We start from the raw sequence: 24,740 nt of genomic DNA, 5'->3' as shown, positions 1-24,740 counted from the left end.
AGACAGCCGTCCGCGCCCTCGTGGCCACCTGCGTGATTGCCGCGTTGCTCTTTGCGCCGCTCCCCTGGCAGCCGATGACAAGGATCCACAGCGAAGCCACGATCCAGCGGCCGCCCGCGGAGGTGTTCGAATATGTCTCGACGCCTGCGAACTGGCCGGCATGGCATCCATCGTCGCTGGCGGTGCGCGGCGCCACCGACCATTCGCTGCAGGCGGGCGAGCAGGTGACGGAGGACTTCAGGGTAGCGGGGCGCGAAGGGACAGTCGTGTGGACGGTAGCGGAGCGCCGGGCACCGACATCCTGGCGCATCGACGGGGACATCGATGGCAGGAAGGCGGGGACGGTCACCTACACGCTGACGCCGGTCGGCGCCGGCACGCGGTTCGAGCGTGAGTTCACTTACCAGGCGCCGACCTTGCTGTTTTCGCTGCTCAACTGGGCAGCATTGCGCAAGCAGGTCGAGGCCGAGTCGACGGAAGCGGTGCGGCGCCTCAAGGCCAGGCTTGATGGCGGCGCACGCTTGGAGTAGTCCTGCGTCGCCCTACCGGGGTTTGAACGTCAGCGCCAGCCCGGCTTCGGCCTCCAGCATCTGCCGGTCCTGCCCGGACACCAGCAGCCCCTCGCTGCGCGAGCGCAGCGCCTGCGCCGCTTCGCGCTCGCCCGGCATCGCGATCGCATCGAAGCCGTCGGCGAGCGGCGAGGCCTTGGCGCGGCCGACCAGTTCGTCCGCGCGCGCGAAGTAGTCGCCGAGCGGCAGCCCCGCATCGGGCCTGAACGCGATAAACGCATGCCCGACGTCCTGCGGCTGCGTGAAGTCGCTGTTCTGGTTGCGTACCTCTCCGCCGAAAGCAGCACCAGACATCACGCCCGCCATCAGTTCCATCATCAGCCCGAGCCCGGAGCCCTTCGGGCCCGCCATCGGCAGCACCACGCCATCGATGGCGGCATTGGGATCGGTGGTGGCCTGGCCGTTGGCGTTCAGCGCCCAGTCCGGCGGGATCGCTTCGCCACGGCGCGCGGCGCGGCGGATCTTGCCGAAGGCCACCACGGAAGTCGCCATGTCCAGCATGATCGGCGTACCGCGCGCCGGTGCGGCAAAGGCAAAGGGGCTGGTGCCGAGAAATGGCGTGCGGCCGCCCCAGACCGGCATCAGCGGCGGCGCATTGGTCAGCACCAGCGCGCCGAGGCCCGCATCCAGCGCCTGCTGCAGGTACGTCGCCGCCATCCCGAAATGATTGCTGCGCGAGGCCAGTACCAGGCTGATGCCGTGCTGCCGGGCGCGTGCGATCGCCTCGTCCATCGCCTTGCGGGCGACGATGTAGCCCATGCCGTTGTCCCCGTCGACATGGGCCGTCGCCCCGTTGCCAGGGGTCACCGCCAGTGTCGGCGCGGCATTGACCAGCCCGAGACGCAACCGCTTGGTATAGACCGGGATGCGTCCGATGCCGTGCGAGGCAACGCCGCGCGCGTCGGCATCGACCAGGCAGCCGGCAACGTAGGCGGCATCGCCGGCGGGCAGGTAGGCCGCGAAGATGTCGGTCACGGCTTGCAGGAGGCAGGGATAGGGCGTCGGGTTCGTGTCCACGGTCATACCTGAGAAGAAGGGAGGAAGTCGGACAAGGGTGCGCGTCAGCTCAGCTTGATCTGCGCCTCGCGGATCAGCGCGCCCCACTTGGCGTGTTCGGCGCGGATATGCGCGGCAAAGGCCGTGGGCGAGGTCGGCGTCGCGACGCTGCCTTCCTGCTTCAGCCGTTGCTGGACGTCAGCCCGCGCCAGCACTTGCAGCGTGGTAGCGGACAGCTTGGCCGTGATGTCCGCCGGCAATCCAGCAGGCGCGACCAGGCCCAGCCACGTGGTGGCCTCGAAGCCCGCGAAGCCCTGTTCGGCGACCGTCGGTACCGACGGCAGCGCCGACAGCCGCTGCGCGGAGGTCACCGCCAACGCACGGATACTGCCGGCGGCCAGCTGCGGCATCACCGAGACCGCATTGCCGAAATAGGCCGGCACCTGTCCGCCCAGGAGGTCGTTCATGGCCGGGCCCGCGCCCTTGTACGGCACCTGCATGACCCGCACGCCGGCACGCCGCGCCAGCATTTCGCCGGCCAGGTGCCCGACCGTGCCGTTGCCGGCCTGTGCGATTCCCATCTCGCCGCTGCGCGCCCTGGCTTGCTGCAGGAAGTCGGCCAGCGCACGGAACGGCGCATCCTTCCGCACTACCAGCACCACCGGTTGCGCCGCCACGCCCGCAATCGCGGTGAAATCCTTGAGCGGATCGAACGGCATCTTCGGGTAGAGGCCCGGATTGATGGCGAGGTTGGCGGCCTGGCCCATGCCGATGGTGTAGCCATCCGGCGCGGCCTTCGCGACCATGTCCAGGCCGATATTGCCGCCGGCACCCGGCTTGTTGTCGACCACCAGGGTCCAGCGCGCCAGCGTGGTCAGTTTCTCGGCGATCAGGCGCGAGGTGGCATCGGTGCCACCGCCAGGCGGGAACGGCACCACCAGCCGGATGGGCTTCTGCGGCCAGGGGCCCTGGGCGCGTACCAGGCCGGAAGCGGCCAGCGCCGCGGCGGCGCCGCACTGGAGGAATTGGCGTCGTTGCATCGTTGTCTCCGTCATCGTTATGGGTAAGCCGGCGCGGATGCCGCTCAGACTGGCAGGCCCTTGGCCCGCAGCGTGGCGTCGAAGCGTTCCGGGTCCGAGGTGCCAGCCGCATTGCCGGCGCGGATCTTCGCTTCCTTCTGCAGGTGGGCGCGGGTGCGCTCCAGCACGTCGGCCGCCTGTGCCGCCGGGACCGCGATCACGCCGTCCGCATCCCCCACGACCAGGTCGCCCGGCAATACGGCCATGCCGGCGCAGACCACCGGCACGTTGATCTCGCCAGGGCCGTCCTTGGTCGGGCCGCGATGGGTATTGCCGCGCGCAAAGATGGGCATGCCGTCTTCCGCCCATTCCAGGACGTCGCGGATCGCCCCGTCGATCACCAGCCCGCCGAGCCGCCTGGCCACGCAGGTGGTGCGCATCAGGCCGCCGACCAGCGCCTGGGTCAGGTCTGCCCCGCCGTCGATGACCAGCACATCGCCGGCGCGGACCATCATCAGGGCCTTGTGGATCATCAGGTTGTCGCCGGGGCGCACGCGCACGGTCACGGCGGGCCCGCACAGCACGGTCTCCGGCCGGCGGTGGTAGGGGCGCAGGCCGATGGTGCCGACCTGTCGGCTCATCGCATCGCCGATCGCCGCCACGGGCAGCTCGCGGAATGCCGCCAGCAGCGCGGGCGCGAAGCCGTCGGCGCAGGGGTTGATGCGATATCCCGCCGGCCAGGACAGGGCGGTGGCTTGCTCGGTGCTCATCGGGGTCTCCTTGGGAAGCATCGTGGAATGGGTAAGGGGATAAGGGGGCAAGGGGAAAGGGGTCAGGCGCTGCGCCGTACTGCCGGCGCGAGAACGCCTGGATTCACGCACCACGCCGGCGCGGGCGGCGTCCCTTGCAGGTAGCCGAGCACATTGCGCACGGCACCGCTGGCCATGGCGGCCAGCGCCGCGGGCGTGGAGCCGCCCACATGCGGGGTCAGCACGACGTTGTCGAGCGCGAGCAGCGGGCTGTCCGCGGGCAGCGGTTCGACGGCCATGGTGTCCAGCCCCGCGGCATGGAGATGGCCGCTGCGCAGCGCGGCGGCCAGCGCCGCTTCGTCGACGACTTCGCCGCGCGCGGTATTGACCAGGATCGCGCTCGGCTTCATCGCGGCCAGTTGCGCCTGGCCGATCAGGCCGCGCGTCTGCGCGGTCAGCGGAATGTGCAGGCTGACCACGTCGCTGACGGAAAGCAGGGCGTCCAGCGTGTCGCAGCAGTCGACGTCGGCGGGCCGTGCCGCAGCCCCGGCCAGTGCGGGATCGAACGCGGCGACGCGCATGCCAAGCGCCAGGCACACGCGCGCAACGCGCTGCGCCACCTGCCCAAAGCCGACCAGCCCGATGGTGCGGCCGTGCAATTCCACGCCATCCTGCGCGCGCGACCACCGGCCAGCACGCAGTTCGCGATCCATCCACGGCACGCGGCGCGCCGCCGCGAACATCAGCGCCAGCGTCAGCTCCGCCACGGACTGGGCATTGGCGCCCGGCGTCACGTAGACCGGGATGCCGCGGGCGGTGGCGGCGGCGACATCGATATTGCTGACGCCTACGCCGTGCTTGGAGATCACTTTCAGCGTCGGGCAGGCCTCGATGGCCGCGCTGGTCAGCTCGACGGTGCGCGAGATCACCGCATCCACCGGCAGGGTGGCGAGCAACGCCTGCAGCGCTTGCGGGTCACTTTCCGGCAAGTAGTGGACGCGGGCGTTGGCGGCTTCCAGCAGGCGGACGCCGGCATCGGCAAGGCGCGGCGCGGTAACGAGGACGGTGTAGGGCATGGCTCGGATCGGTTGGAGGATGGAGCGAATTCTTGTCCGCCGATTCGATGCCGTCCAGCTTATAATTTTTTGGTTTTGATAAACGAAAGTAATCAGTCGGGCCAATCATAGCGACGGCCGACTGCATGCCGCGGAGCGCTGCCATGGACCTGCGTGACCTCAAGTACTTCCTGGCCGTCGCCAACGCCGGCAACTTCCGCCGCGCCGCCGAACTGGTGCACCGCAGCCAGCCGACCCTGACCAAGGCGGTCGACCGCCTTGAAGCCTCGCTCGGCGCCGCGCTGTTCGAGCGCGACGGCAGGGGCCAGAAACTGAGCGCGGCCGGGGTCGCGCTGCGCGCCCGCGCCGCCGGCCTGCTGCAGGAGGCCGACCTCGTGCGCGACGAGGTGGGCGCCATCGCGCGCGGCGTGGCGGGCACGGTCAGGCTGGGCAGCGGCCCCCTCGGCGCGGAATACCTGCTGCCGCCCATCTGCCAGATGCTGCTGCGCGAAGCCCCCAACGTGGTGCTGCAACTGAGCATCCGCCACAACTACGAACTGCGCGACGACCTGCGCGAAGGGCGCGTGGATGTGATCCTCGGCTTCGTGCCGGACCAGGAGGATGACGAGTTCCACTGCGAGACGCTGCTGAAGGACACCGTCGTGGTCGCGGCCGCCAAAGGGCATCCGATCTTCCGCGTGCGCAAGCCCGGGCTGGAGTCGCTGGCCGGCTATCGCTGGGCGCTGCCCAACCGCGCGGTGCCGAGCCGGAACTGGCTCGACCAGACCATGGAATCGCGCAACCTGCCGCGGCCCGTGGTGCAGATCGAGACCAACTCGATCCCGCTGATCCCGCGCGTGGTGGCCGACACCGAGCTGCTGACCTTTGTCTCGCGGCGCACCTTGCTCGCCAGTGGCGGCGACCTGCTGGAAGTGCCGCTGCCGGCGGCCACGCTGGTGCGCAATTTCGGCGTGACGTTCCGCAGGGGGGCGCCGCTGTCGCCGGTGGCGGACAGGCTGATCGGGCTGCTGCACGAGTTCGGCAAGACCTTGTTTGACCGGCTGGATTGACCGGTAGCACGGATGCCAAGACCGCCGCGTGTGCCGCCGGGCGCATAACGCAGCGCGAGCCGGCGAGCGCCATCCGGCTTGTACTTCGGCGTGGATGATGTAATACGTATCCATGCCGTGACCTCGCGCAAAAGTCGGCCTTTGTTCGCCTGGCAGCGAGAGACCGCCCAACAACCCGGGCTATCGCCCCGTCATCTCCTCGGGAGGGGAATGATGGAACAACTGCTGGTTGACGCGGTAATCTTCCTCGCCGCGGCACTGCTCGCCGTGCCGCTGTCGGTGCGCTTTGGCTTCGGCTCCGTGCTGGGCTACCTGATCGCCGGCGCGGTGATCGGGCCCTGGGGGCTGCGGCTGGTCACGGATGTTGATTCGATCCTGGACGTGTCCGAGCTGGGCATTGTGCTGATGATGTTCATCATCGGCATTGAAATGGACTTCGAGAAGCTGTGGGCGATGCGCCGCTCCATCTTCGGCTACGGCGGAATCCAGGTCGCGCTGTGCGCGGCGCTGCTGGCCGCGATCTTCATTGTCTTCGGCGTGCAATGGCGGGTTGGCGTGGCGGCCGGGTTTGCGCTGTCGCTGTCGTCCACGGCGATGGTGATCGCGATCCTGGAGCAGAACCGGCTGATGGACGCGCCCGTCGGCCAATCCAGCTTCGGCATCCTGCTGTTCCAGGACATTGCCGCGATCCCGATGATTGCCCTGTTGCCGCTGCTTGCGCCGGTGGCGGCGGACGCCGGCATGTCCAGCGGCTGGGCTTCCGCGGCGAAGGCGCTGGCCATGCTCGCGGCGGTCGTCGTGATCGGGCGCTTCGTGCTCAAGTACGTGCTGCGCATGATCCAGCGCAGCGGCACGCGCGAGATCTTTACCATCTTTGCGCTGCTCTGGGTCATCGGCATCGCGCTGCTGATGCACGTGGTCCACCTGTCGATGTCGCTTGGCGCGTTCGTGGCCGGGCTGCTGCTGGCCGGGTCTGAATGCCGCCACGAGATCGAATCGGACATGGCGCCGTTCAAGGGCATCCTGCTCGGCCTGTTCTTTATCGCGGTCGGCATGTCGATCGATTTCTCCGTGCTGGCCAGCAAGCCGCTGCTGGTGGCGGTGCTGGTGGTCGCCCTGGTGGTGGGCAAGTTCCTGGCACTGATGTACCTGGCGAACCAGATCGAATTGCCGCGCCAGCATCGCATCTACTTCGCCCTCTTGCTGTCACAGGGCGGTGAGTTCGCCTTTGTCGTGATGGGCGCCGCGCAGGCGGCGAACCTGATCGACGCCGAGCAGCTCTCCGTCGTCACGGTCGTCGTTGCGCTGTCGATGGCAACGACTCCACTGCTGTTGCTTGCCCACCGCAAGCTGCCACGCACCCGCGCGGCACCGCGCCAGGCTGAGGCGGATGGCCAGTAGCGGCCCGAGTTCGCCAGCGCCGCAAGCAACCCGATCGCGCCACGGAGGTGCCTAGCGATGACTGTCCTCAACTGGCTGCGCCGTCGCGGCAAGCATCCGGACGGGGCGCGCGATGCAGAGCGCGCCGCGCTGGCGGAGCGCGTGACCAGGCTTTGCCCATACGTGCGGCTGGTGGGGGGCTACCGCAAGCAGCTTGCCCCGGCGCTGGCCATCGCCGACCGGTACGTGCGCGATGTGGTGGCGGGCTTGCCGCCGGCGTCGGTGGCAAGCGAGGCAAGCTGGGACAGCGATCCCTATATCCATGCCTTCTTCGGCACGGCGCAGGACGTCATGCCGGTGTTCAGCCGGTCGCCGGACCTGCGCGACTATTTCAGCGGCGCAGCGTCCGCCGCCGAGGCCTATTGCGTGCTCGGGATGGACAAGCTGGAACGCCGCACGCTGGGTGTGGCGCTGGAAGGCGATGTCATGCGCACGGAGGTGCCCCAGACCACGGTCAGCTTCGCCGATCACCAGGTCAGGATCTGCGCGCCGACCGAAGCGGCGCTGCGCGAGGAAATCGCTTCCCGCATACTGGACCAGCTCGCGCTGCAGGCACTGGGCGATGTGGCTGGCGGCACGTCCCGGCGCGACCGCATCGAGCGCGAGCAGACGCTGCTGACCACGCGGCTGCACCTGCTGGAAAAGCAGGGCGTCGGCATGCGCAGCGTGCTTGGACAAGGCGGCGAGGCGCAAGCCGGCGAGCCCGAGCGGCTGCGCGAGCAGGTGGCACAGAACGAGGCTGCGCTCGCGGCACTGAGCGAAGAGGGCGCGCAGGGCGGCCGGGCCGGCATGCCGGAGCGCCAGCTGCACGCGCTGGTCGACGCGCTGACGCATGCCGAGGCCAGCTTCAAGGTCGAGCGGGAAGCGGTGCGGCTGAGCGCCATGAACATCGTGCTGCCGCCCGGCAGTGCCGGGCCCGGCGCGGACCTCCAGCTGATGACCGCGCGGGTTCCCGGGGATCCGCCGCTGGTTCGCACCTTTGCGCTGGTGTGCGTGGCCCGCGCCGGCATGTTGTCGCCCATGCAGTTGCTCGATGAGGCGGCGCGCATGCTGTGAGCCCGCGTGGAGCGGGCCGCCCCGGCGTCAGGCCATTGCCAGCACCAGGTTGCGATAGATCTCGCACGCGCCGTCCAGCTGCTCCAGCGCGATCGATTCATCGATGGTATGCGCGTCCTCCTCGCACCCCGGCCCCAGCCCGATGGTCGGGATACGGCGGCGGCCGGCCGATTCGGAGCCGTTGGTGCAGAACGCCCAGCTTCCGACCTGCGGCGAACGCCCGGCTTGTGCGATGGCGCGCACCGCGGCCTGCACGAGCGGGGTGCTTTCCGGCTGCTGCCATGCCGGCAGCCAGCGGGTCGGCCGCGCCGATTCGCCGGTGAAGGTCCGCACCTCGTCGTCGGACACCGCCAGTGTGAAGTCATGCAGGCCATTGGCGCGCAGGCAGCTGCCGATCTGGCCGAGGATGTCCTCGCGCGTCTCGCCGCCCAGGGTGCGGCGGTCAAAGCGGATGGTGGCCGAAGTCGGGATCATCGAGATCGACGGATACGGCGATGAGACGATATCCGTCGGCACCAGCAGTGCGGCGCCAAGGACCGGGTCGACCGGCAGTTGCAGGCCTTCCAGCGCCGTCAGCGCACGCGCGGCGGCGAGCAGAGGATTGACGCCAAGGTGCGGCGTCGCCGCATGCGCGGGTTTGCCGTGGAAGGTGAGCTGGATTTCCAGCCGGCCTTTCTGTCCCGTCTTGACCTGCAGCTTCGAAGGTTCGCAGATAACCACCGCATCCGGCTCGCAACGGCCCAGCACCGATGCCAGCGCATGTCCTTCGATCACTTCCTCCAGCACGCTGGCGCAAACCGCGACGCGCTTGCGCAGCGGCCGCTCCCGTGCCGCGGCGGCAACGCCGCAGATAGCGGCGGCGATGCCGCCCTTCATGTCGGTGCTGCCGCGCCCGTACAGCCGGCCGTCGTGGATGGTGCCGCCGAACGGCTCGAAGCGCCACGTGCCGGTGACAGGCACCACGTCCATATGGCCGTCGAACAGCAGCGCCACGTCCGCGTCCTCGGGGCCGATCAGCCCGAGCACGCTGCCGTTTGCGTCCATCGTTACCGACGTGAAGCCGGCTTCGGTCATGCGTCGGGACAGCAGGGCAGCGAGGTCGCCCTCCTGGCCAGACAGGCTGGGAATGCGCACCATCTCGCGGGTCAGCGATGCGACGTCACTGAGATTGCTTGCGGGATCGATCATGTCGGTAAGTCTCTTGTTGTCAGCGGTTGACCAGCGCGGCCGGCACGCGCAGCACCAGCAGCGCGCCGATCACGGTGAAGGAGGCGAGGAAGTACATGCCCCAGTCGGTCGAGCCCGTGAGGTCCTTGATCCAGCCGATGGCATACGGGCTGGCAAAGGCGGCGAGGCCGGCGAAGGAATTGATCGCCGCAATGCCGGCCGCCGCGCTGCGCCCTTCGAGGAAGGCGGTCGGCAGGCTCCAGAACAGCGGCGAGCAGACCATGCACCCGGCCGCCGCCACCGACAGCATCGCCACCGCGAACGCGGGGTTATGGCTGAACATCGTGCTGAGCGCCAGGCCGGTGCCGCCGACGAGAAACGGGATGACCATGTGCCAGCGGCGCTCGCGCGTCTTGTCGGAATGCCGGCACACCAGGATCATCGACACCACCGCGAACGCATTCGGGATCGCCGTCAGCAGGCCGACGTCGAGCAGCGAGACCACGCCCGTCGAGCGGATCACCGATGGAATCCAGAACGCCAGGCCCGAGAGGCTGGAGACCGTGCAGTAGCAGATCAGCGCCATATGGATCACGCGGCGGTCGCGGAACAGCCTGAGCAGCGATACGTGCTCGGTCTTGCTTCCCTTTTCCGCCGCGATGTTGTGGGCGAGGCGGTGCTTCTCGGCCGCGCCCAGCCAGCGTGCATCGGCGATGCTGTCGTCCAGGTACCAGAGCACGGCAAGGCCCAGCACGACCGATGGAATCGCTTCGAGCAGGAACATCCATTGCCAGCCGGCAAAGCCGTAGTGCTCGTGCATGCTCTCCATGATCCAGCCCGACAGCGGCCCGCCAAGGATGCCGGCCACCGGCACCGCGGTCATGAAGACCGCGATCACCTGGCCGCGCCGGTGCGACGGGAACCAGTAGGTGAGGTACAGGATGATGCCGGGATAGAAGCCCGCCTCGGCGGCGCCGAGCAGGAAGCGCAGGATGTAGAACTGCGTCGGCGTCTTTGTCAGCGCCATGCAGGCCGAGATGCAGGCCCACAGGATCATGATGCGCGCCAGCGTCTTCTTGGCGCCGATGCGGTGCATCAGCACGTTGCTCGGCACTTCGAACAGGAAGTAGCCGATGAAGAAGATGCCGGCGCCAAGGCCGTACACCGTGTCGCTGAACTTGAGCTGGTCCAGCATCTGCAGCTTGGCGAAGCCGACGTTGACGCGGTCCAGGAAGGCCGCCACGTAGCAGGCCATCAGGAACGGCAGCAGTCGCCAGGCCACCTTGCGGTAGAGCGCGTTGTCGTGCGCTGCCATCGTGTCGGATGTGTTCGGGGTCGCGGCCGGGGCGCGAAGCGCCGGCGCGGATTGCAGGGAATCGCTCACTATGTTCCTCCTTTGGATTTGGTGAGACAACAACGCCCCCTGCGGGCGCCCGAAGGCGCCTGCATGTTCTTTTTATCTCGATTAGGGAAGGGGGCGGGAAAGTGCGCCGGTTACGCGGCGGCCAGCGCCTGCGGTGGTGTGGCGCCGCGCTGGCTGGTGATGCGGCCGTAGGCCTCGGGGCGGCGGTGCCGCGCGAAGTTGAAGGTCGTGGTCTTGTACGACTGGCACAGGTCGAGGTCGCAGCGCGCGATGGCCAGCTCGTCGCCCTTGGTCGAGCAGGCCGCGACGATCTCGCCCGACGGCGCGATGATGCAGGTGCCGCCGATCATCTCGCAGCCCTCTTCCTTGCCGGCCTTGGCCACGCCGACCACCCAGGTGCCGTTCTGGTAGGCGCCGGCCTGCATCACCAGGTGGTTGTGGAACATCGACAGGTCGTCGTGCTCTGGCGCGGGCGGGTTGTGCACGGGGGTGTTGTAGCCCAGCAGGATCATTTCCGCGCCTTGCAGGCCCATCACGCGATAGGTCTCCGACCAGCGGCGGTCATTGCACAGCGCCATGCCCATGACGCCGCCGAACCCCTGCCAGACGCCGAAATCGTCGCCCGGCTCGAAATAGCGCTTTTCCAGATGCTGGAAGGCGCGCCAGGGCTCATGCTGGTCGTGGCCGGGCAGGTGCACCTTGCGGTATTTGCCGATGATCTTGCCATCGCGGCCGACGAGGATGGCGGTGTTGTAGCGCCGTTCCGCGCCACCTTCGCGCGCCAGTTCCGCATAGCCGAGATAGAAGCCGATGCCGAGCCGCGCGGCGGTGTCGAACAGGATGCGCGTCTCGGGGCCGGGCATCTCGCGCTCGTAGAAGGCGTCGAGGGCTTCGGGGTCTTCCATGTACCAGCGCGGGAAGAAAGTGGTCAGCGCCAGTTCCGGGAACACCACGAGGTGGCAGCCCATTTCGTGGGCATGGTGCAGGTGGGCCAGCAGGCGGGCGACGACGTCGCGGCGCGAGTCGCTGCGCTGGATCGGACCGAGCTGGGCTGCGGCAACGTGGACGATGCGGGACATGATTGGGAGTCTCCTGTTATGCGGGGAATGTCAGGCGGCAAGTTCGAGCATCAGGTCGAGCAGCACGTCGGCGCCAGCCTGGATGTCGCGGTCGTGGGTCAGTTCGGCGACGTTGTGCGAAAGGCCGGCCACGCTCGGCACGAAGATCATGCCGGCGGGGCACATGCGGGCGAGTATCTGGGCGTCGTGCCCGGCGCCGCTCGGCATGCGCCGCACGCTGTGTCCGTGCCGGCGCGCGATGGCTTCGACGCGGTCGACCATGCCGGCGTCGAACGCCACCGGTGCGAAGTCGGCCAGCGTGCGCTGGCTGAGGCGAACGCCCTCGGCCTTCGCCACGTCCTGCGCATAGGCCAGCGTGCGCTGCACCGCATCCGTCAGCACGGCGCCGTCGGTATTGCGCAGGTCGACCGTGAACACCGCGCGGTTCGGGATCACGTTGACGAGGTTCGGGAAGTACTGCACCTGGCCGACGGTTGCGAGCTGCGCGCCGCCCAGCTCGCGCGACAGGTCGCGCACGAAGCAGGCGACGCGCGCGGCGACCAGGCCCGCATCGTGGCGCAACCGCATCGGCGTGGTGCCGGCATGGTTGGATGTGCCCTCCACGGTGAATTCGGTCCAGTGGATGCCCTGCACGCCAGTGACCGCGCCGATGGCGATGTCCTCGTGCTCAAGCACCGGGCCCTGCTCGACATGCAGTTCGACGAAGGCATGCACGCGATTGCGGCCCACTGGCGCAGGGCCGGCATAACCGATCCGGGAAAGGTTCTCGCCAACCGTGGTGCCATCGATGCCGCGCGTGCCAAGCGCCTGCTGCAGTGGCAGGTCGCCCTGGAACACGAGGCTGCCCATCATGTCCGGGGCAAAGCGCGCGCCTTCCTCATTGGTGAAGAACGCAACCGCCAGCGGGTGGCGCGTGACGATGCCGGCGTCGTCCAGCGCGGCCATGACTTCCAGGCCGGCGAGCACGCCGAGATTGCCGTCGTAGCGCCCGCCCGTGCGCACGGTGTCGATATGCGAGCCGGTCATTACCGGCGGCAGGTCTTCGCGGCCGGCGCGCACGCCGACCACGTTGCCGATACCGTCGATGCTGACCGCCAGTCCCAGCTCGCGCATCCACGACACCACCAGATCGCGCCCCGCGCGGTCTTCGTCGGTCAGCGCGAGCCGGCAGACCCCGCCGCCGTCGATGGCGCCGACTTCGCCGAGCATGGCGATGCGGCGCAGCAGCCGAGGCAGGTCGATCCGCGCGGTTCGCGCAAGGTCGAGGGTCGCGTTCACGCTGCCTTCCTTACGTCTTCCGGCAGGCGGCCGACGATGCGCTGGTACAGCGCCACATCGGTCGCGCCTTCGCTGCCGAACACCAGCACCCGGCTGGCGGCGTCGAGGCCAAGCTGTTCGCGCGTGGTGGGATCTGCCATGGCGCCAAGGCAGCCGGCCAGCCCCGCGACCGCCGATTCGCCGGCGACGATGGGGGCATCGCCATAGCGGCCGTCGGCCAGCAGGCGCACGCTTTCCAGCGCGGAGGCATCGTCGATGGTCAGGAACGCATGCGCGCCGGGATGCAGCACTTCCCAGGCCAGCAGCGAGACTTCGCCACAGGCGAGCCCGGCCATCACCGTGTCGAGGTCGCCATGGACTGCCACCGGCTTGCCGGCGCGAGCGCTTTCATACAGGCAGGCGGCCTGGTCCGGCTCGACCACGATAAAGCGGGGGCGCTTGTCGCCGAGCACTTCCCAGAAGTGCGCGCACACGGCGGCTGCGAGCCCGCCCACGCCTCCCTGCAGGAACACGTGGGTCGGCAACTGGCCGTCCGGCAACTGGCGCAGCGCCTCGTCGGCCATCACCGCGTAGCCCTGCATCACGTCCTTGGGCACTTCCATATAGCCTTCATAGGAGGTGTCCGAGACCACGAAGCGCCCCAGCCGGGCCGCGTCCTCGGCCGCCTGGCGTACCGAATCGTCGTAGTTGCCCGCGGTGCGGACCACCTGCGCGCCGTATTGCTCGATGGCGGCCTTGCGGCCTTCGCTGACGGTGGCGTGGATATAGATCACGCACTGGCAGCCGAAGCGTTGCGCGCCCCAGGCCACGGAGCGGCCGTGGTTGCCGTCAGTGGCGCAGGTGACCGTGATATCCCGCACCGCGTCGGCATAGCGGCCCGATAGCAGGTCGTCGACCGACACGTCGCCCACACCCAGCCGGCTGCCGATCTCGCGCACCAGCAGGCGGCTGACCGCGTAGGCGCCGCCCAGCGCCTTGAAGCTGCCCAGCCCGAAGCGGTCGCCTTCGTCCTTGTAAAGGATCTGTGCGACACCGGCGGCTTGTGCAAGGCCATCGAGTGCGACCAGCGGCGTCGGCGCGTAGCCCGGCCAGCGGCGGATCTGCGTGGCGGCGCGGGTAAAGGCTTCGCCGCCGAGCACGGCTTGCTGGCGCGTGCCGTAGGGCGCGCCGGGCGTGGCCGCCGGGTTCAGCGCGCACTGCAGCTTCAGGTTGGGGAGCGGGTGGTTCAAGACAGTCTCCTGGGTTGGGTTCTAGCGATGTAAATCGCCGTAGTGGTCATGCAGCGATTCGATTTCTTCGAGCCGCTCGCGCGCCGCGTCGCCGAGGATCAGCGCGAGGCCTGTGCAAAGGTGGTTGATCAGGCTGACGGCCGCGACATAGGAGTCGAACACCGCCGCACCGTGGTTGACGCAGCGAAGCACCACGTCAGAGCGCGCCGGCAGGTCGGTCGCGCTGGGGTCGGTCAGGATCACGACCTTGGCGCCGACGCGGTTGGCGTGGGCCACCATGGGCCACAGCAGCGTCACGCGCCGGCGGAAGTCCATCACCAGCAGCACGTCGTCTGCGCCGAGGTCGGCCAGGTCTTCAGCAAGGTTCAGCCCGGCGCCCGGCGCCAGCGTCACGCCCGGCCGCAACTGGGTCAGCAGCGCCCACGCGTATTGCGCCAGCACGCGGCCGTTGCGGAAGCCGGCGATAAAGACCCGCCCGGCGCCGGCGAACAGCGCGACGGCGCGCTCGACATCGGCCGGATTCAGGCGGTCGAAGGTCTGGGCGAGGTTCTGCAGGTCATTGGACAGATGGCGTGCCAGCGGCGCCTGGTCGTCGGCAGGAGCCTGCACGCCGGCCAGCTCGTACAGCGGCGAGCCGCGGTCGGCCTCGTCGCGCAGCAGGGCGCGGACTTCATTGAAATTCTCATAGCCGAGGCGGCGGAAGAACCGCCCGGCGGTCGCCTTGGACACGCCGGCCTTCTGCGCCAGTTCGGTAGCCGAGTAGGCGGCGAGGTTGCCAATGCACTCCAGGGTCACGGCGGCCAGGCGGCGCTCGCTTTCGGTGAGCTGGTCGTTCAGTGCGAGGATCTTGTCTTGCAACGATGAGGTCATGATCGGGTCCGAATGAAACTTCGGTTTCAGAAATATAGGCTGATGAAACTTTGGTGTCAAACAAAATTATTCATGAAACTTTGGTTTCATGATGGGGATTGTCGCGCACATGCGAGCGTCGGGTCGAGGGCGGCCCTCGCTTCGCTAAAATCACCCGATAGCGGTTTCATTCCAAAAGGCTCAAGCGTGGCACTCCAGCAGGGTTTCATCCTGACCCGGCATTGGCGCGATACGCCGGCCGGCACCGAGGTCGAGGTCTGGCTGGCCACCGACGACGGGCCGCGCCGGCTGCGCCTGCCGTATCAGCCGTCGATTGCATTTGTCCCCGAGGCACAACGCGAGCGTGCCGAGGCGCTGCTGCGCCGCGAGCGCGAGGTCGAGTTGCGCCCGCTGAAGTTGCAAGACTTCCGGGGCAGGCCGGTCATGGGCCTGTACTGCCAGCAGCATCGGCAGCTGATCCAGCTCGGCCGTTCGCTGCGCGAGGCCGGCATCGACCTCTACGAAGCCGATATCCGCCCGCCCGAGCGCTACCTGATGGAGCGCTTCATCACGGCGCCGGTCTGGTTCGAGGGCGAGCCGGACGGCGACGGCGTGCTGTGCAACGCCCAGCTGAAACCCGCGGCGGACTACCGGCCCACGCTACGGCTGGTGTCGCTCGATATCGAAACCAACGCCTTCGGCGAGCTTTACTCGATTGCGCTCGAAGGCTGCGACCAGCGCCAGGTCTACATGCTGGGCGACGCGCCAGCGGCACCGGTCGATGTCGATTTCTCGCTCGAATATTGCGCGGCACGACCCGAGTTGCTGGAGAAGCTGAACCAGTGGCTGGCCCATCACGACCCCGACGCGATCATCGGCTGGAACCTGGTCCAGTTCGACCTGCGCGTGCTGGTCGAGCATGCCCGCCGCTTGCAGGTGCCGTTGCGCCTCGGCCGCGGCGGTGCGGAACTGGAATGGCGCGAGCACAACGCACAGCAGCACTATTTCGCCAGCGCGCCGGGACGGCTGATCATCGATGGCATCGAGGCGCTGCGTTCGGCCACGTGGAGCTTCCCGTCGTTCAGCCTGGAATCGGTGGCGCAGACGCTGCTCGGTGAAGGCAAGGCGATCGACAATCCGTACGACCGCATGGATGCCATCGACCGCATGTTCGAGCAGGACAAGCCGGCACTGGCGCGCTACAACCTGCGCGATTGCGAACTGGTGACGCGGATCTTCGAGAAGACGGAACTGCTGTCATTCCTGCTGGAGCGCGCCACGGTCACGGGACTGCCGGCCGACCGCAGCGGCGGTTCGGTTGCCGCCTTCACGCATCTCTACATGCCGCTGATGCACCGGCAGGGCTATGTCGCACCCAACCTCGGCGAGCTGGCGCCGGAGGCCAGCCCGGGCGGCTTCGTCATGGATTCACGGCCGGGGCTCTACGAATCGGTGCTGGTGCTGGACTACAAGAGTCTCTATCCGTCGATCATCCGCACCTTCCTGATCGACCCCATCGGCCTGGTCGAGGGCCTGGCGCATCCTGGCGATGCCGACTCGGTGCCCGGTTTCCGCGGCGCGCGCTTCTCCCGGACGAAGCACTGCCTGCCGGCGATCGTCGCCCGGGTCTGGCAGGGCCGCGAGGCCGCCAAGCGCGACCGTAACAAGCCGCTCGCGCAGGCGCTCAAGATCATCATGAATGCGTTCTATGGCGTGCTGGGGTCGAGCGGGTGCCGGTTCTTCGATCCACGGCTGGCGTCATCGATCACCATGCGCGGCCACGAGATCATGCGGCAGACCCGCGCGCTGGTCGAGGCGCGCGGCTACGAGGTGATCTATGGCGACACCGATTCCACCTTCGTCTGGCTGCGCCGCGCGCGCACGGAAGCCGATGCGCAGCAGATCGGCCGCAGCCTGGTCGCCTGCGTCAACGACTGGTGGCGCGACCACCTGTGGCAGACCTATGGCCTGGAAAGCGCGCTTGAACTCCAGTTCGAGACCCACTTCCGCCGCTTCCTGATGCCGACCATCCGCGGCACCGACCTTGGCAGCAAGAAGCGCTACGCCGGCCAGGTGGAGCGGGCCGACGGCACGGTCGAGATGGTGTTCAAGGGGCTGGAGACGGTGCGCACGGACTGGTCGCCGCTTGCGCAGCAGTTCCAGCAGACGCTTTACGAGAAGGTCTTCAACCGCGCGCCATACCAGGACTATGTGCGCGACATCGTGCGCCGTACGCTTGCCGGCGAGCTCGACGAGCAGCTGGTTTATCGCAAGCGCCTGCGGCGCAAGCTGGAGGACTATCAGCGCAACGTGCCGCCGCACGTGCGGGCTGCCCGCATCGCCGACGACTACAACGAGCGCCACGGCCGCCCACGCCAGTACCAGCATGGCGGCTGGATCAGCTATGTGATGACCACGGCAGGGCCGGAGCCGCTCGAATGCCGATCCGCGCCGATCGACTATGGCCACTACGTCGGCAAGCAGCTGCAGCCGATTGCCGATGCGATCCTGCCGTTCCTGGACGACGACTTCGAGCGGCTGTTGTCGGGGCAGATGACGCTGTTTCCGCAATAGGCCAGCGTGACAGCACCCCTGGCGTCAGGCGCCTGCCTGATGGATGGCCGCCAGCAGGTCGTCAGGATGGACCATCAGCTCGCGGACTTGCCACAGCGCCGGATATTGGTTGAGTACGCTGCGCCACCGGGGCGATTCCAATAGCCCGTGCCAGACAGGGGCAAGAATCGCCGCTTCCGCGGGTTGGCCTTCCCACAGGTCGCTGGCGAATTCGAGGCTGGCCTGCGCCGACAGCAGCTGCATCCGGCTGGCCGCACTGAGCAGGCGCGGCCTGGCTTCGGCGGGCGCATCGCAGCAATACAGCACCAGGCCTGCCAGGCCGGCCTGACTGGCCTCATCGGTGCGCAGCGCGCTGAGCGAGGCACCGTGCAGGCGCACGGTCCCTTGCTGCGTTTCGAACGCATAGACGACGTCCTTGTCGGCATGTGCCAGCAAGTGCAAGCCGCGCAGCAGCTTCGGCAGGTCAGTCGTGGCGGCATCGACGGAGGCCTTGGCCTCTGCGAGCAGGCAGATTTCCCAGGCTGGTGCTGCATCGGATGCCGGCAGTTGCCTGAGCAGGACGGCGTCCCATTCGGTCTTGGCACGTTCATGCGTGGCGGGGATCGAGGCCGGTACGCGCATCGAGGTCACGACGCGGTATGACGCCTGCGCTCGCTCGGCCTCGTTGAGTCGCTGCGCCAGTGCCTCCAGTGCCTGTGCGGCCTGCGCTTCGGTGGCGGCGCCACGCTGGCGGGCGGCGGCGCCTTGCGCACTGGCCGTGGCGCTTCCCGAGCGCGGGCCATGCCGGTCCCATAGCTCCCGGTATTGGCGCACCAGGTCATCCGCCTCCAGTGCTTCGAGACGCTGCAAGCGCTTCAGCGCGGGACTGTCGAGCAGCCGCGCCAGGCCCGGCGCTTCGCTCGCTATCTCCGGCATATCGAGCAGGCCACGTACGGTATCGTGCAGCGCGGACCACGATGACGCCGAGGTGGACGCATGAAGCCGGGCCAAGGCCTCACGCTGCGGACCCGGCGCGAGACGCTGCTGCCGGCCCGGATGGGCGATCGCGTTGACGGCCATGTAGACCTGGCGGCGATCGGGGTCGGCGCCCGCGGACAACGACGCGTACTCGCGCACGTGCGTCGCCCGGTGCCGCATGACCATGGCCTGGAAGACCGGGTCGCCGGCGTCCGTGCGCAACGCTTCGCGGATCAGGTGCGCGAGCGCATCGATAAAGCGGTCTTTCAGGGCCGCGGCTGGCGTTTCACCGCTTGCCATCGCCGCGCGGGCCTGTTCGATTGCGAGCGCGAGCGTCGTTGCCGGGCTGGCTGCCTGCTGCCCGGATAGCTCGGCGGCGCTGGCCGGCAGGCGATAGCGGCGCGCGACGGCGCGCAGTGTTGCATTGAGCAAAGGAGGCGAGGGCAACGGTGGCATGGCAAGGGGCGGCACAGTGCGGCACAGGGGCGGCACAGGGGCGGCACAGGGTCGATGCACGCGGATCTGGTCAAGTCTCGACAATCCGTACGGGTTTGTCCACCGTGCGGGGGCTCGCTGTACGTTATTGACGGGTTTCATGACATGCGGCGCGTTGCCGGAAATCCGGCCGTGACCGCCCCCGGCCGCATGGCGTCGCGGCGTTTCCACAGCCCGGTCCGTACGCTTCCTTATTCGCCTTGCGCCGTAATAGAATCGGGACTTTACAAATAGCGTGCCGGGTACCGACAGGGTTGACGCGTCCTGTCGTCAAGGTCCTGGCATGACAACAATCTCCGGCGACCGCGTGGCCGGGCAGGGCGGGTCGATTCACACCGTATGCACGCATTCACGTATGACGCCGTCCTGGCGAACGACGGAGCGGAATGGGCCCGCGACGACGAGGCGGATGGCGCGATGCCAGCCCCCGCCGGGCGGCACGGCTGGGCCTTGCTGGAAACGTCGGAAGGGCTGGCCCTGCATGTCAGTGTCACCGGCCAGATCCTGAACGCGACCCGGGCGTCGGGCGCGCTGCTGGGCCTTCCGTACGCGTATCTGTGCCGCGCGGCCATGCGCGACATTCTTCCCATTGGCGAATACGAACGCGCCGCGGCGCTGTGGCAGGCCTGCCTGCTGGATGGCCAGGCCCGGCGGGCCACCGTCCGGTTCAACGATGCCTCGGCCGGAACCCGCTACCTGGAGCTGCATGTCTGCCGCGACATCGACGAAGCCGGGCTGGCGTCGCTGCTGCTGTTCGGGACCGATGTCACGGCGTGGATGCAGAAGCTGCAGCAACTGACCGAGCAGTCGCTGATCGATCCGCTGACCGGGATCGGCAACCGCGACCTCATTCGCCGCCGCATTGAACAATACCTGGCCGGGGAGCATTCGGCGGGACGCCGGCTCGCTGTCGCGCTGATGGACCTGGACGGATTCAAGAAAATCAACGATTCCCTCGGGCATGGCGCCGGCGATGCCTTGCTCAAGGAAATGGCAGCCCGTTTGCGCGGCGTGCTGCGCGGGACGGACACCGTGGCGCGGCTGGGCGGCGATGAATTTGTCTTGCTGCTCGAAAACATCGTAGCCGACGAAGCCGCAGCCGACATCCTGGAACAGGTCATGCGGATTTGCCGGCAGCCATTCCAGCTGTCGGCGCGCCAGATCCGCGTCACCACCAGTATCGGGCTGGCCTTCGCCACCGGTGTCGAGGATTCCGACGCCGAGCTGCTGCGGCGCGCCGACCGGGCCATGTACGAAGCGAAGGCGCTGGGCGGCAATCGGTATTTCCGCTATTCGCCGGAGTTCGACGAGAAGCTGAACGAGCAGTTCCGGATCGAGCAAGACCTGTTCGAGGCCGTGCATAACGGCGAATTGTCCCTGCAGTACCAGCCCATCGTCAGCCTCGACGGCAGCAACCTGTGCGCGGTCGAGGCGCTGATGCGGTGGGAGCGGGCCGGCCGCCCCGTGTCTCCCGAGATCTTCGTGCCGGTCGCTGAAAACAACGGCCTGATCCATCATCTCGGCGCCTGGGTGCTGCGCTGCGCTTGCGCCCAGCTTGCCATGTGGGATGCAAAGGGTGCGCAGGTCGGCTACGTGTCGGTCAATGTGTCGCCGGTGCAGTTCAGCCATCCCGGCTTCGCCGACCAGGTGCGCAGCGCGATCCGCGATACCGGTGTCAGCGCCGGCCGGCTGGTGCTGGAAATCACCGAAGGGGCGCTGATGATCGATCCCGAAGCGGCGGGCAATGTCCTGACCGAGTTGCGGGCGCTGGGCATCCGCTTTGCCGTGGACGATTTCGGCACCGGCTACTCCAGCCTGTCGTACCTGCGCCGGTTTCCGCTGTCGGCGCTGAAGATCGACCGCAGTTTTGTTGCCGACATGGTCGATTCGCCGCACGCGCAGACCATCGTCTTTGCGGTCCTCTCGCTGGCGCGCGAGCTTGGGCTGGTGGCGATCGCCGAAGGCGTCGAGACGGCATGCCAGCGCGAGCTGCTGGCCGCGCAGCGCTGCGAGATGGCACAGGGCTGGCACTATGGGCGCGCCATGAGTCCCGCCGACCTCGAAGCGGCTTTTGCCGCGGGCAGGTGGCGCCTGGACGCCCCGACCCTGTTGCCGCAATGAGGCATGGCCATGGATAAACAGGCATTCCTCGACCAACTCTGGGCCCGGCTGGCCGAGCAGGGCGATTTTCCGACGCTGCAGTATTGCATCGATCATGTGTTCAGTTCGCTGGATGCGGAGCGCAACGTCGGCGAAATGGCCAGCAGCATCTTGTCGGACTTCAGCCTGTCGCAGAAGATCATCCGGCTGTCCAACTCCGCCATGTACCGCTCGTTCGGGGGCGAGGTCACCACCGTTTCGCGCGCGATCATGGTGCTGGGGGTGGATACGGTCATCCATCTGACGCTGGGCGTGCGCGTGCTCGACTTCTTCCAGACCATGCCGGAAAACCGGCCACGGGCCGCGCAAGCGCTCAAGCAGGCCATGGTCGCGGCGGAATTCACCCGGACCCTGGCGGAAGCAAGGGGCATCGCCGACGGGGAAGAGGCCGTGGTCTGCACGCTGATGCACCATGTGAGCCGGCTGCTGCTGATCCTGTATGTGCCGGAGGCGTGGGACCGCATTACCGCAATGTGCGAGGCCGGCGCGCAGGCCGGCGCGCAGATCAGCGAGGACGAGGCCTGCCGCGAAGTCCTGGGCGTGTCGCTTGGCGAGATCGCCCGGGCGGCTGCGGTCAAATGGCGTTTGCCGCCGCTGATCGCCGGCGCCATGAGCGCGCCCCCGTTGCCGGAAGGCGCCATGCCGGAGACGCACGCCGACTGGCTGGGCGCCGTGGCCCGGTTGTCGTCGCAGGCGGCCGCGTCGATCCTCTCGGGCCAGGGCGACCCAGCGGCCGACAGTCCGTTGGCGGCCGATACGGCGCTGCGGGCGCAGGCGGAACGGCTGGGCCTGGAGCCGGGGCACCTCGGGCGGGCGCTGGAGCAGGCCAAGGTGCTCACGACCTCGATGGCGGCCACGGACGCCGCCAGCCAGGCCGGGGACGACGCCGGCGAGCAAGGCGGCAACCCCGCCGACGCGCTCGCCAGGCTGCAGCGGGCGGTCGCCGAAGTCCGGCAGGAGGGCAGGGCGATGTCCATTGCCGAGCTTGCGCCCTTTGCGCTGGAGTCCGCCATGCGCGCGCTGAATTTCTCGCGCTGCTTCCTGATGCTGCTGAATCCATCGGCGCGGCGCTTCGGTGCGCGGCTCGGCTTTGGCGAAGGCATGCGCGACAAGCTCGACCAGTTGTCCTTCGAGGAAGGCTTCGTTCCGGACGTGTTCCACTTCGCCACGCTCGCTGACCGGCCATTGCTGATCGAGGACACCTTTGACAACGAGGCCGCGCATCGCGTGCCGCGCTGGTATCGCGAGGCCATGCCCGATGCCCGCGCGCTGCTTCTGATCCCGGTGCGGGTGCGCAATCGCTGCGTTGCCCTGATTTGCGGCGACTGGGGCAACGCGCGCTTCACCGGGGCACTGTCCGGGGAGGAGGCCGACGCGATCGCCCAGCTGGCGGGAGAGATTGCGGCCGGCTTCCTGCGGTCGGCGCCGGCGCGCTAGGCCGGCGGGGCTGGCGCTGCTGCCTCCGGGACCTTCTTCAGGCAGCCCCGGGGAACGGTGCTGCGCTGCACACATGGATTTGTAGCGCGCCAAGGCACACAATGCCTGCATGAAAGCCGCCCTGCATCCTGCCCGCGCCGTCGCCATGGGGTTCCTGCTGGCCATCGTTGCGGGCAGCGTGCTGCTGATGCTGCCCTGGGCGCGCGAAGGCGGCGGCAGCGTGCCGTGGCTGACCGCTTTTTTTACGGCGGTGTCCGCGGTGTGCGTGGCCGGGCTGATCGTGGTCGATACCGGCACGTACTGGTCCGGCTTTGGCCAGGCAGTCATCATGGTCCTGTTCCAGCTTGGCGGATTCGGCATGATGACGGCGTCGACGCTGCTGGGGCTGATGGTCAACCGCTCGCTGAGGCTGCGCACCAAGCTGCTGACCCAGGCCGAGACCCACGCGATCGGGCTGGGCGATGTCGTCGGCGTGGCCAGGCTGGTGCTGGTGGTGACCATCGGGGTCGAACTGGTGCTGGCGGCCTGGCTGGCGTTGCGGCTGCATTTCCTCTATGGCGCGCCGTGGGACGACGCCGCCTGGAACGGGCTGTTCCATGCCATTTCCGCCTATAACAATGCCGGCTTCTCGACACATGCCGACAGCCTGATCCGCTATGCGGCCGACCAGTGGGTGCTGATGCCGGTGATGGTGGCGGCCCTGGTCGGCGGCATCGGTTTCCCGGTGCTGCACGACCTGCGCAACAAGACTTTCCGCCCGCACCGCTGGTCTCTGCACAGCAAGCTCACGCTGGCCACCACCGGGGTGCTGTTCCTGGTAGGCCTGGTCGGGGTGCTGATGTTCGAGTGGACCAACGCACGCACGCTCGGCCCGATGGCGCCGGGAGACAAGCTGTTGTCGGCGGCGTTTGCCTCGGTCTCCGCGCGCACCGTCGGCTTCAACACCATCGACATCGGCGGCCTGACCCATGAAAGCATGGCGCTGCACTACTTCCTGATGTTCGTCGGCGGCGGCAGCGCCAGTACCGCGGGCGGCGTCAAGGTCGGCACCATTGCCATCCTGGCGCTGCTGGTGATCGCCGAGATCCGCGGCCGCGGCGACAGCGAAGCCTTCGGGCGCCGCGTCAGCAGCTCCGCCCAGCGGCAAGCGATCACCGTGCTGGTGCTGGGCAGCGCGCTGACGACGATCGGAACGCTGGCCATCCTGTTCGTCACGGAATTCCCGACCGACCAGGTCATCTTCGAGGTCATCGCGGCCTTTGGCTCCGCGGGCCTGTCCACCGGCATCACCGCCGACCTCCCGCCGTCGGCGCACCTGATCCTGGCCGCGCTGATGTATGCCGGCCGGGTCGGCACCATCACGCTCGCGGTATCCCTTGCCATGGGCGAGCGTCGTACGCCGTACCGTTACCCCGAGGAGCATCCAATTGTTGGCTAGATTGTTTTCCGAACAGTTCGCCTTCTCGGCAGGCGACAGCGTGGCCGTGATCGGGCTCGGGCGCTTTGGCGGTTCCGTGGCGCAGTCGCTGATGCGCCTGGGGCATGACGTGATGGGCATCGACCGGGATCCCGACCTGGTGCAGCGCTGGTCCAACGTGCTGACCTGCGCGATCCAGGCCGACTCGACCGACGTCAATGTCATGCGCCAGCTCGGCGTGGCCGATTTTTCACACGCCATCGTGGGCATCGGCACGGATATGTCGTCCAGCCTGATGACCCTGATGGCGCTGACCGAGCTGCAGATCCAGGACATCTGGGTCAAGGCGTTTACGGCCGAACACGGGCAGATCGCGGAGCGCATCGGTGCGCACCATGTGGTCTATCCGGAAGCGGACATGGGCGCGCGGGTCGCCCACCTGATTACCGGCAAGATGATCGATTTCATCGAGTTCGATGACGGCTTCGCCATTGCGCGGATCCATGCGCCGGCCTGCACCCATAACAAGACCTTGCTGATGTCCCACGTCCGGGAGCAATTCGGGGTGACGGTGGTGGGTATCAAGCGGGGCAACGCGGAGTTCGAGCACGCCACGGCGACCACCATGGTCCTGCCCGGCGACCTGCTGGTGGTGTCGGGCCTGACCAGCAAGATCGAACGCTTCGCCGGCAGTTCGGAAAAGGTTTAGGGGCGCGGGGAAGAGCCGCAGGCCGCCGTGTAATATCCCGTAGTTATTGCAGCGCAGCGAGCACCCAGGAGA

At 68.1% G+C, this 24,740-nt stretch carries 20 protein-coding genes; 9 read left to right on the top strand and 11 right to left on the bottom strand.

The annotated features are described in order from the left end of the window. Positions 1-74: 74 nt before the first annotated feature. Positions 75-530: an SRPBCC family protein gene (locus tag LPA45_RS22920; protein ID WP_317921383.1), complete on the top strand. Its 456-nt coding sequence runs from the start codon at positions 75-77 to the stop codon at positions 528-530. A 12-nt stretch (positions 531-542) separates the two neighbouring features. Here LPA45_RS22920 and LPA45_RS22915 read toward each other — a convergent pair whose 3' ends face one another. From LPA45_RS22915 to LPA45_RS22900, 4 genes are all read right to left on the bottom strand, one after another. Continuing rightward, positions 543-1,586, bottom strand: a complete 1,044-nt coding sequence (locus LPA45_RS22915; protein WP_317921381.1) for an Ldh family oxidoreductase — start codon at positions 1,584-1,586, stop codon at positions 543-545. Between the two features lie 44 nt (positions 1,587-1,630). Beyond that, positions 1,631-2,605 (bottom strand): tripartite tricarboxylate transporter substrate binding protein, encoded by a 975-nt coding sequence (locus LPA45_RS22910; protein WP_233528130.1) that lies wholly within the window; start codon positions 2,603-2,605, stop codon positions 1,631-1,633. A gap of 44 nt (positions 2,606-2,649) precedes the next feature. Further along, complete coding sequence (locus LPA45_RS22905; RefSeq protein WP_317921379.1) at positions 2,650-3,354, bottom strand: RraA family protein; 705 nt, start codon at positions 3,352-3,354, stop codon at positions 2,650-2,652. Between the two features lie 62 nt (positions 3,355-3,416). Next, entirely contained in the window at positions 3,417-4,409 is a 993-nt protein-coding gene (locus tag LPA45_RS22900; RefSeq protein ID WP_317921378.1) for a hydroxyacid dehydrogenase, read from the bottom strand. 143 nt (positions 4,410-4,552) lie between these two features. On the opposite strand from LPA45_RS22900, the gene LPA45_RS22895 reads away from it, so the two are divergent. The 3 genes from LPA45_RS22895 (at position 4,553) to LPA45_RS22885 (ending at position 7,954) form a co-directional block, all read left to right on the top strand. Beyond that, positions 4,553-5,458, top strand: a complete 906-nt coding sequence (locus LPA45_RS22895) for a LysR family transcriptional regulator (protein ID WP_317921376.1) — start codon at positions 4,553-4,555, stop codon at positions 5,456-5,458. Between the two features lie 213 nt (positions 5,459-5,671). Further along, on the top strand, positions 5,672-6,859 hold the full coding sequence (locus tag LPA45_RS22890) for a monovalent cation:proton antiporter-2 (CPA2) family protein (RefSeq protein WP_116319783.1): 1,188 nt from the start codon (positions 5,672-5,674) through the stop codon (positions 6,857-6,859). Positions 6,860-6,916: 57 nt separating this feature from the next. Next, positions 6,917-7,954, top strand: coding sequence for a hypothetical protein (locus LPA45_RS22885; protein WP_317921373.1), 1,038 nt, complete (start codon positions 6,917-6,919; stop codon positions 7,952-7,954). Between the two features lie 27 nt (positions 7,955-7,981). On the opposite strand, the gene LPA45_RS22880 is transcribed toward LPA45_RS22885, so the two are convergent. From LPA45_RS22880 to LPA45_RS22855, 6 genes are all read right to left on the bottom strand, one after another. Continuing rightward, complete coding sequence (locus LPA45_RS22880; RefSeq protein ID WP_317921372.1) at positions 7,982-9,142, bottom strand: YgeY family selenium metabolism-linked hydrolase; 1,161 nt, start codon at positions 9,140-9,142, stop codon at positions 7,982-7,984. 19 nt (positions 9,143-9,161) lie between these two features. After that, positions 9,162-10,493: an MFS transporter gene (locus LPA45_RS22875; protein WP_376790693.1), complete on the bottom strand. Its 1,332-nt coding sequence runs from the start codon at positions 10,491-10,493 to the stop codon at positions 9,162-9,164. 122 nt (positions 10,494-10,615) lie between these two features. Continuing rightward, the gene (locus tag LPA45_RS22870; RefSeq protein WP_116319779.1) at positions 10,616-11,563 is read right to left on the bottom strand and encodes an N-carbamoyl-D-amino-acid hydrolase; all 948 of its coding nucleotides are present in this window, start codon (positions 11,561-11,563) and stop codon (positions 10,616-10,618) included. 30 nt (positions 11,564-11,593) lie between these two features. Then, entirely contained in the window at positions 11,594-12,772 is a 1,179-nt protein-coding gene (locus LPA45_RS22865; RefSeq protein WP_376790692.1) for a M20 family metallo-hydrolase, read from the bottom strand. 65 nt (positions 12,773-12,837) lie between these two features. Continuing rightward, on the bottom strand, positions 12,838-14,070 hold the full coding sequence (locus LPA45_RS22860) for a diaminopropionate ammonia-lyase (RefSeq protein WP_116319777.1): 1,233 nt from the start codon (positions 14,068-14,070) through the stop codon (positions 12,838-12,840). Between the two features lie 21 nt (positions 14,071-14,091). Further along, a complete protein-coding gene (locus LPA45_RS22855; RefSeq protein ID WP_233528129.1) occupies positions 14,092-14,940 on the bottom strand; it encodes a MurR/RpiR family transcriptional regulator in 849 nt (282 codons plus the stop codon). 186 nt (positions 14,941-15,126) lie between these two features. Here LPA45_RS22855 and LPA45_RS22850 point away from each other — a divergent pair, with 186 nt between their 5' ends. Beyond that, positions 15,127-17,493 (top strand): DNA polymerase II, encoded by a 2,367-nt coding sequence (locus LPA45_RS22850; RefSeq protein WP_116319776.1) that lies wholly within the window; start codon positions 15,127-15,129, stop codon positions 17,491-17,493. 24 nt (positions 17,494-17,517) lie between these two features. Here LPA45_RS22850 and LPA45_RS22845 read toward each other — a convergent pair whose 3' ends face one another. Then, complete coding sequence (locus LPA45_RS22845) at positions 17,518-18,906, bottom strand: 3-deoxy-D-arabino-heptulosonate 7-phosphate synthase (RefSeq protein ID WP_317921371.1); 1,389 nt, start codon at positions 18,904-18,906, stop codon at positions 17,518-17,520. Between the two features lie 378 nt (positions 18,907-19,284). Here LPA45_RS22845 and LPA45_RS22840 point away from each other — a divergent pair, with 378 nt between their 5' ends. The 4 genes from LPA45_RS22840 to LPA45_RS22825 all read left to right on the top strand — a co-directional run bounded on the left by LPA45_RS22840 (position 19,285) and on the right by LPA45_RS22825 (position 24,668). Then, entirely contained in the window at positions 19,285-21,066 is a 1,782-nt protein-coding gene (locus LPA45_RS22840) for a bifunctional diguanylate cyclase/phosphodiesterase (RefSeq protein ID WP_317921370.1), read from the top strand. A 9-nt stretch (positions 21,067-21,075) separates the two neighbouring features. Continuing rightward, positions 21,076-22,542: an HDOD domain-containing protein gene (locus LPA45_RS22835; protein WP_317921369.1), complete on the top strand. Its 1,467-nt coding sequence runs from the start codon at positions 21,076-21,078 to the stop codon at positions 22,540-22,542. Positions 22,543-22,651: 109 nt separating this feature from the next. Further along, positions 22,652-23,980, top strand: coding sequence for a TrkH family potassium uptake protein (locus LPA45_RS22830; protein WP_116319773.1), 1,329 nt, complete (start codon positions 22,652-22,654; stop codon positions 23,978-23,980). Beyond that, positions 23,970-24,668 carry a TrkA family potassium uptake protein gene (locus LPA45_RS22825; protein WP_116319772.1) on the top strand — a complete coding sequence of 233 codons (699 nt, stop codon included), beginning with the start codon at positions 23,970-23,972 and terminating at the stop codon, positions 24,666-24,668. The genes LPA45_RS22830 and LPA45_RS22825 overlap by 11 nt, the downstream gene beginning before the upstream one ends. The last annotated feature ends 72 nt before the right edge of the window (positions 24,669-24,740 follow it).

The sequence above is a fragment of the Cupriavidus sp. Agwp_2 genome, assembly GCF_040784895.1.
In the GTDB taxonomy this organism is placed as follows: domain Bacteria; phylum Pseudomonadota; class Gammaproteobacteria; order Burkholderiales; family Burkholderiaceae; genus Cupriavidus.
This window is presented reverse-complemented; position numbering and strand designations above follow the sequence as displayed.

Excerpts from the sequence above, each read along its gene's own strand:
- LPA45_RS22880 (WP_317921372.1), bottom strand. The coding sequence starts at position 9,142 with ATGATCGATCCCGCAAGCAATCTCAGTGACGTCGCATCGCTGACCCGC.
- LPA45_RS22870 (WP_116319779.1), bottom strand. The coding sequence starts at position 11,563 with ATGTCCCGCATCGTCCACGTTGCCGCAGCCCAGCTCGGTCCGATCCAG.
- LPA45_RS22920 (WP_317921383.1), top strand. The coding sequence starts at position 75 with ATGACAAGGATCCACAGCGAAGCCACGATCCAGCGGCCGCCCGCGGAG.
- LPA45_RS22895 (WP_317921376.1), top strand. The coding sequence starts at position 4,553 with ATGGACCTGCGTGACCTCAAGTACTTCCTGGCCGTCGCCAACGCCGGC.
- LPA45_RS22835 (WP_317921369.1), top strand. The coding sequence starts at position 21,076 with ATGGATAAACAGGCATTCCTCGACCAACTCTGGGCCCGGCTGGCCGAG.
- LPA45_RS22845 (WP_317921371.1), bottom strand. The coding sequence starts at position 18,906 with ATGCCACCGTTGCCCTCGCCTCCTTTGCTCAATGCAACACTGCGCGCC.
- LPA45_RS22890 (WP_116319783.1), top strand. The coding sequence starts at position 5,672 with ATGGAACAACTGCTGGTTGACGCGGTAATCTTCCTCGCCGCGGCACTG.
- LPA45_RS22885 (WP_317921373.1), top strand. The coding sequence starts at position 6,917 with ATGACTGTCCTCAACTGGCTGCGCCGTCGCGGCAAGCATCCGGACGGG.
- LPA45_RS22855 (WP_233528129.1), bottom strand. The coding sequence starts at position 14,940 with ATGACCTCATCGTTGCAAGACAAGATCCTCGCACTGAACGACCAGCTC.
- LPA45_RS22910 (WP_233528130.1), bottom strand. The coding sequence starts at position 2,605 with ATGCAACGACGCCAATTCCTCCAGTGCGGCGCCGCCGCGGCGCTGGCC.
- LPA45_RS22865 (WP_376790692.1), bottom strand. The coding sequence starts at position 12,772 with ATGCTCGGCGAAGTCGGCGCCATCGACGGCGGCGGGGTCTGCCGGCTC.
- LPA45_RS22830 (WP_116319773.1), top strand. The coding sequence starts at position 22,652 with ATGAAAGCCGCCCTGCATCCTGCCCGCGCCGTCGCCATGGGGTTCCTG.
- LPA45_RS22900 (WP_317921378.1), bottom strand. The coding sequence starts at position 4,409 with ATGCCCTACACCGTCCTCGTTACCGCGCCGCGCCTTGCCGATGCCGGC.
- LPA45_RS22840 (WP_317921370.1), top strand. The coding sequence starts at position 19,285 with ATGCACGCATTCACGTATGACGCCGTCCTGGCGAACGACGGAGCGGAA.
- LPA45_RS22905 (WP_317921379.1), bottom strand. The coding sequence starts at position 3,354 with ATGAGCACCGAGCAAGCCACCGCCCTGTCCTGGCCGGCGGGATATCGC.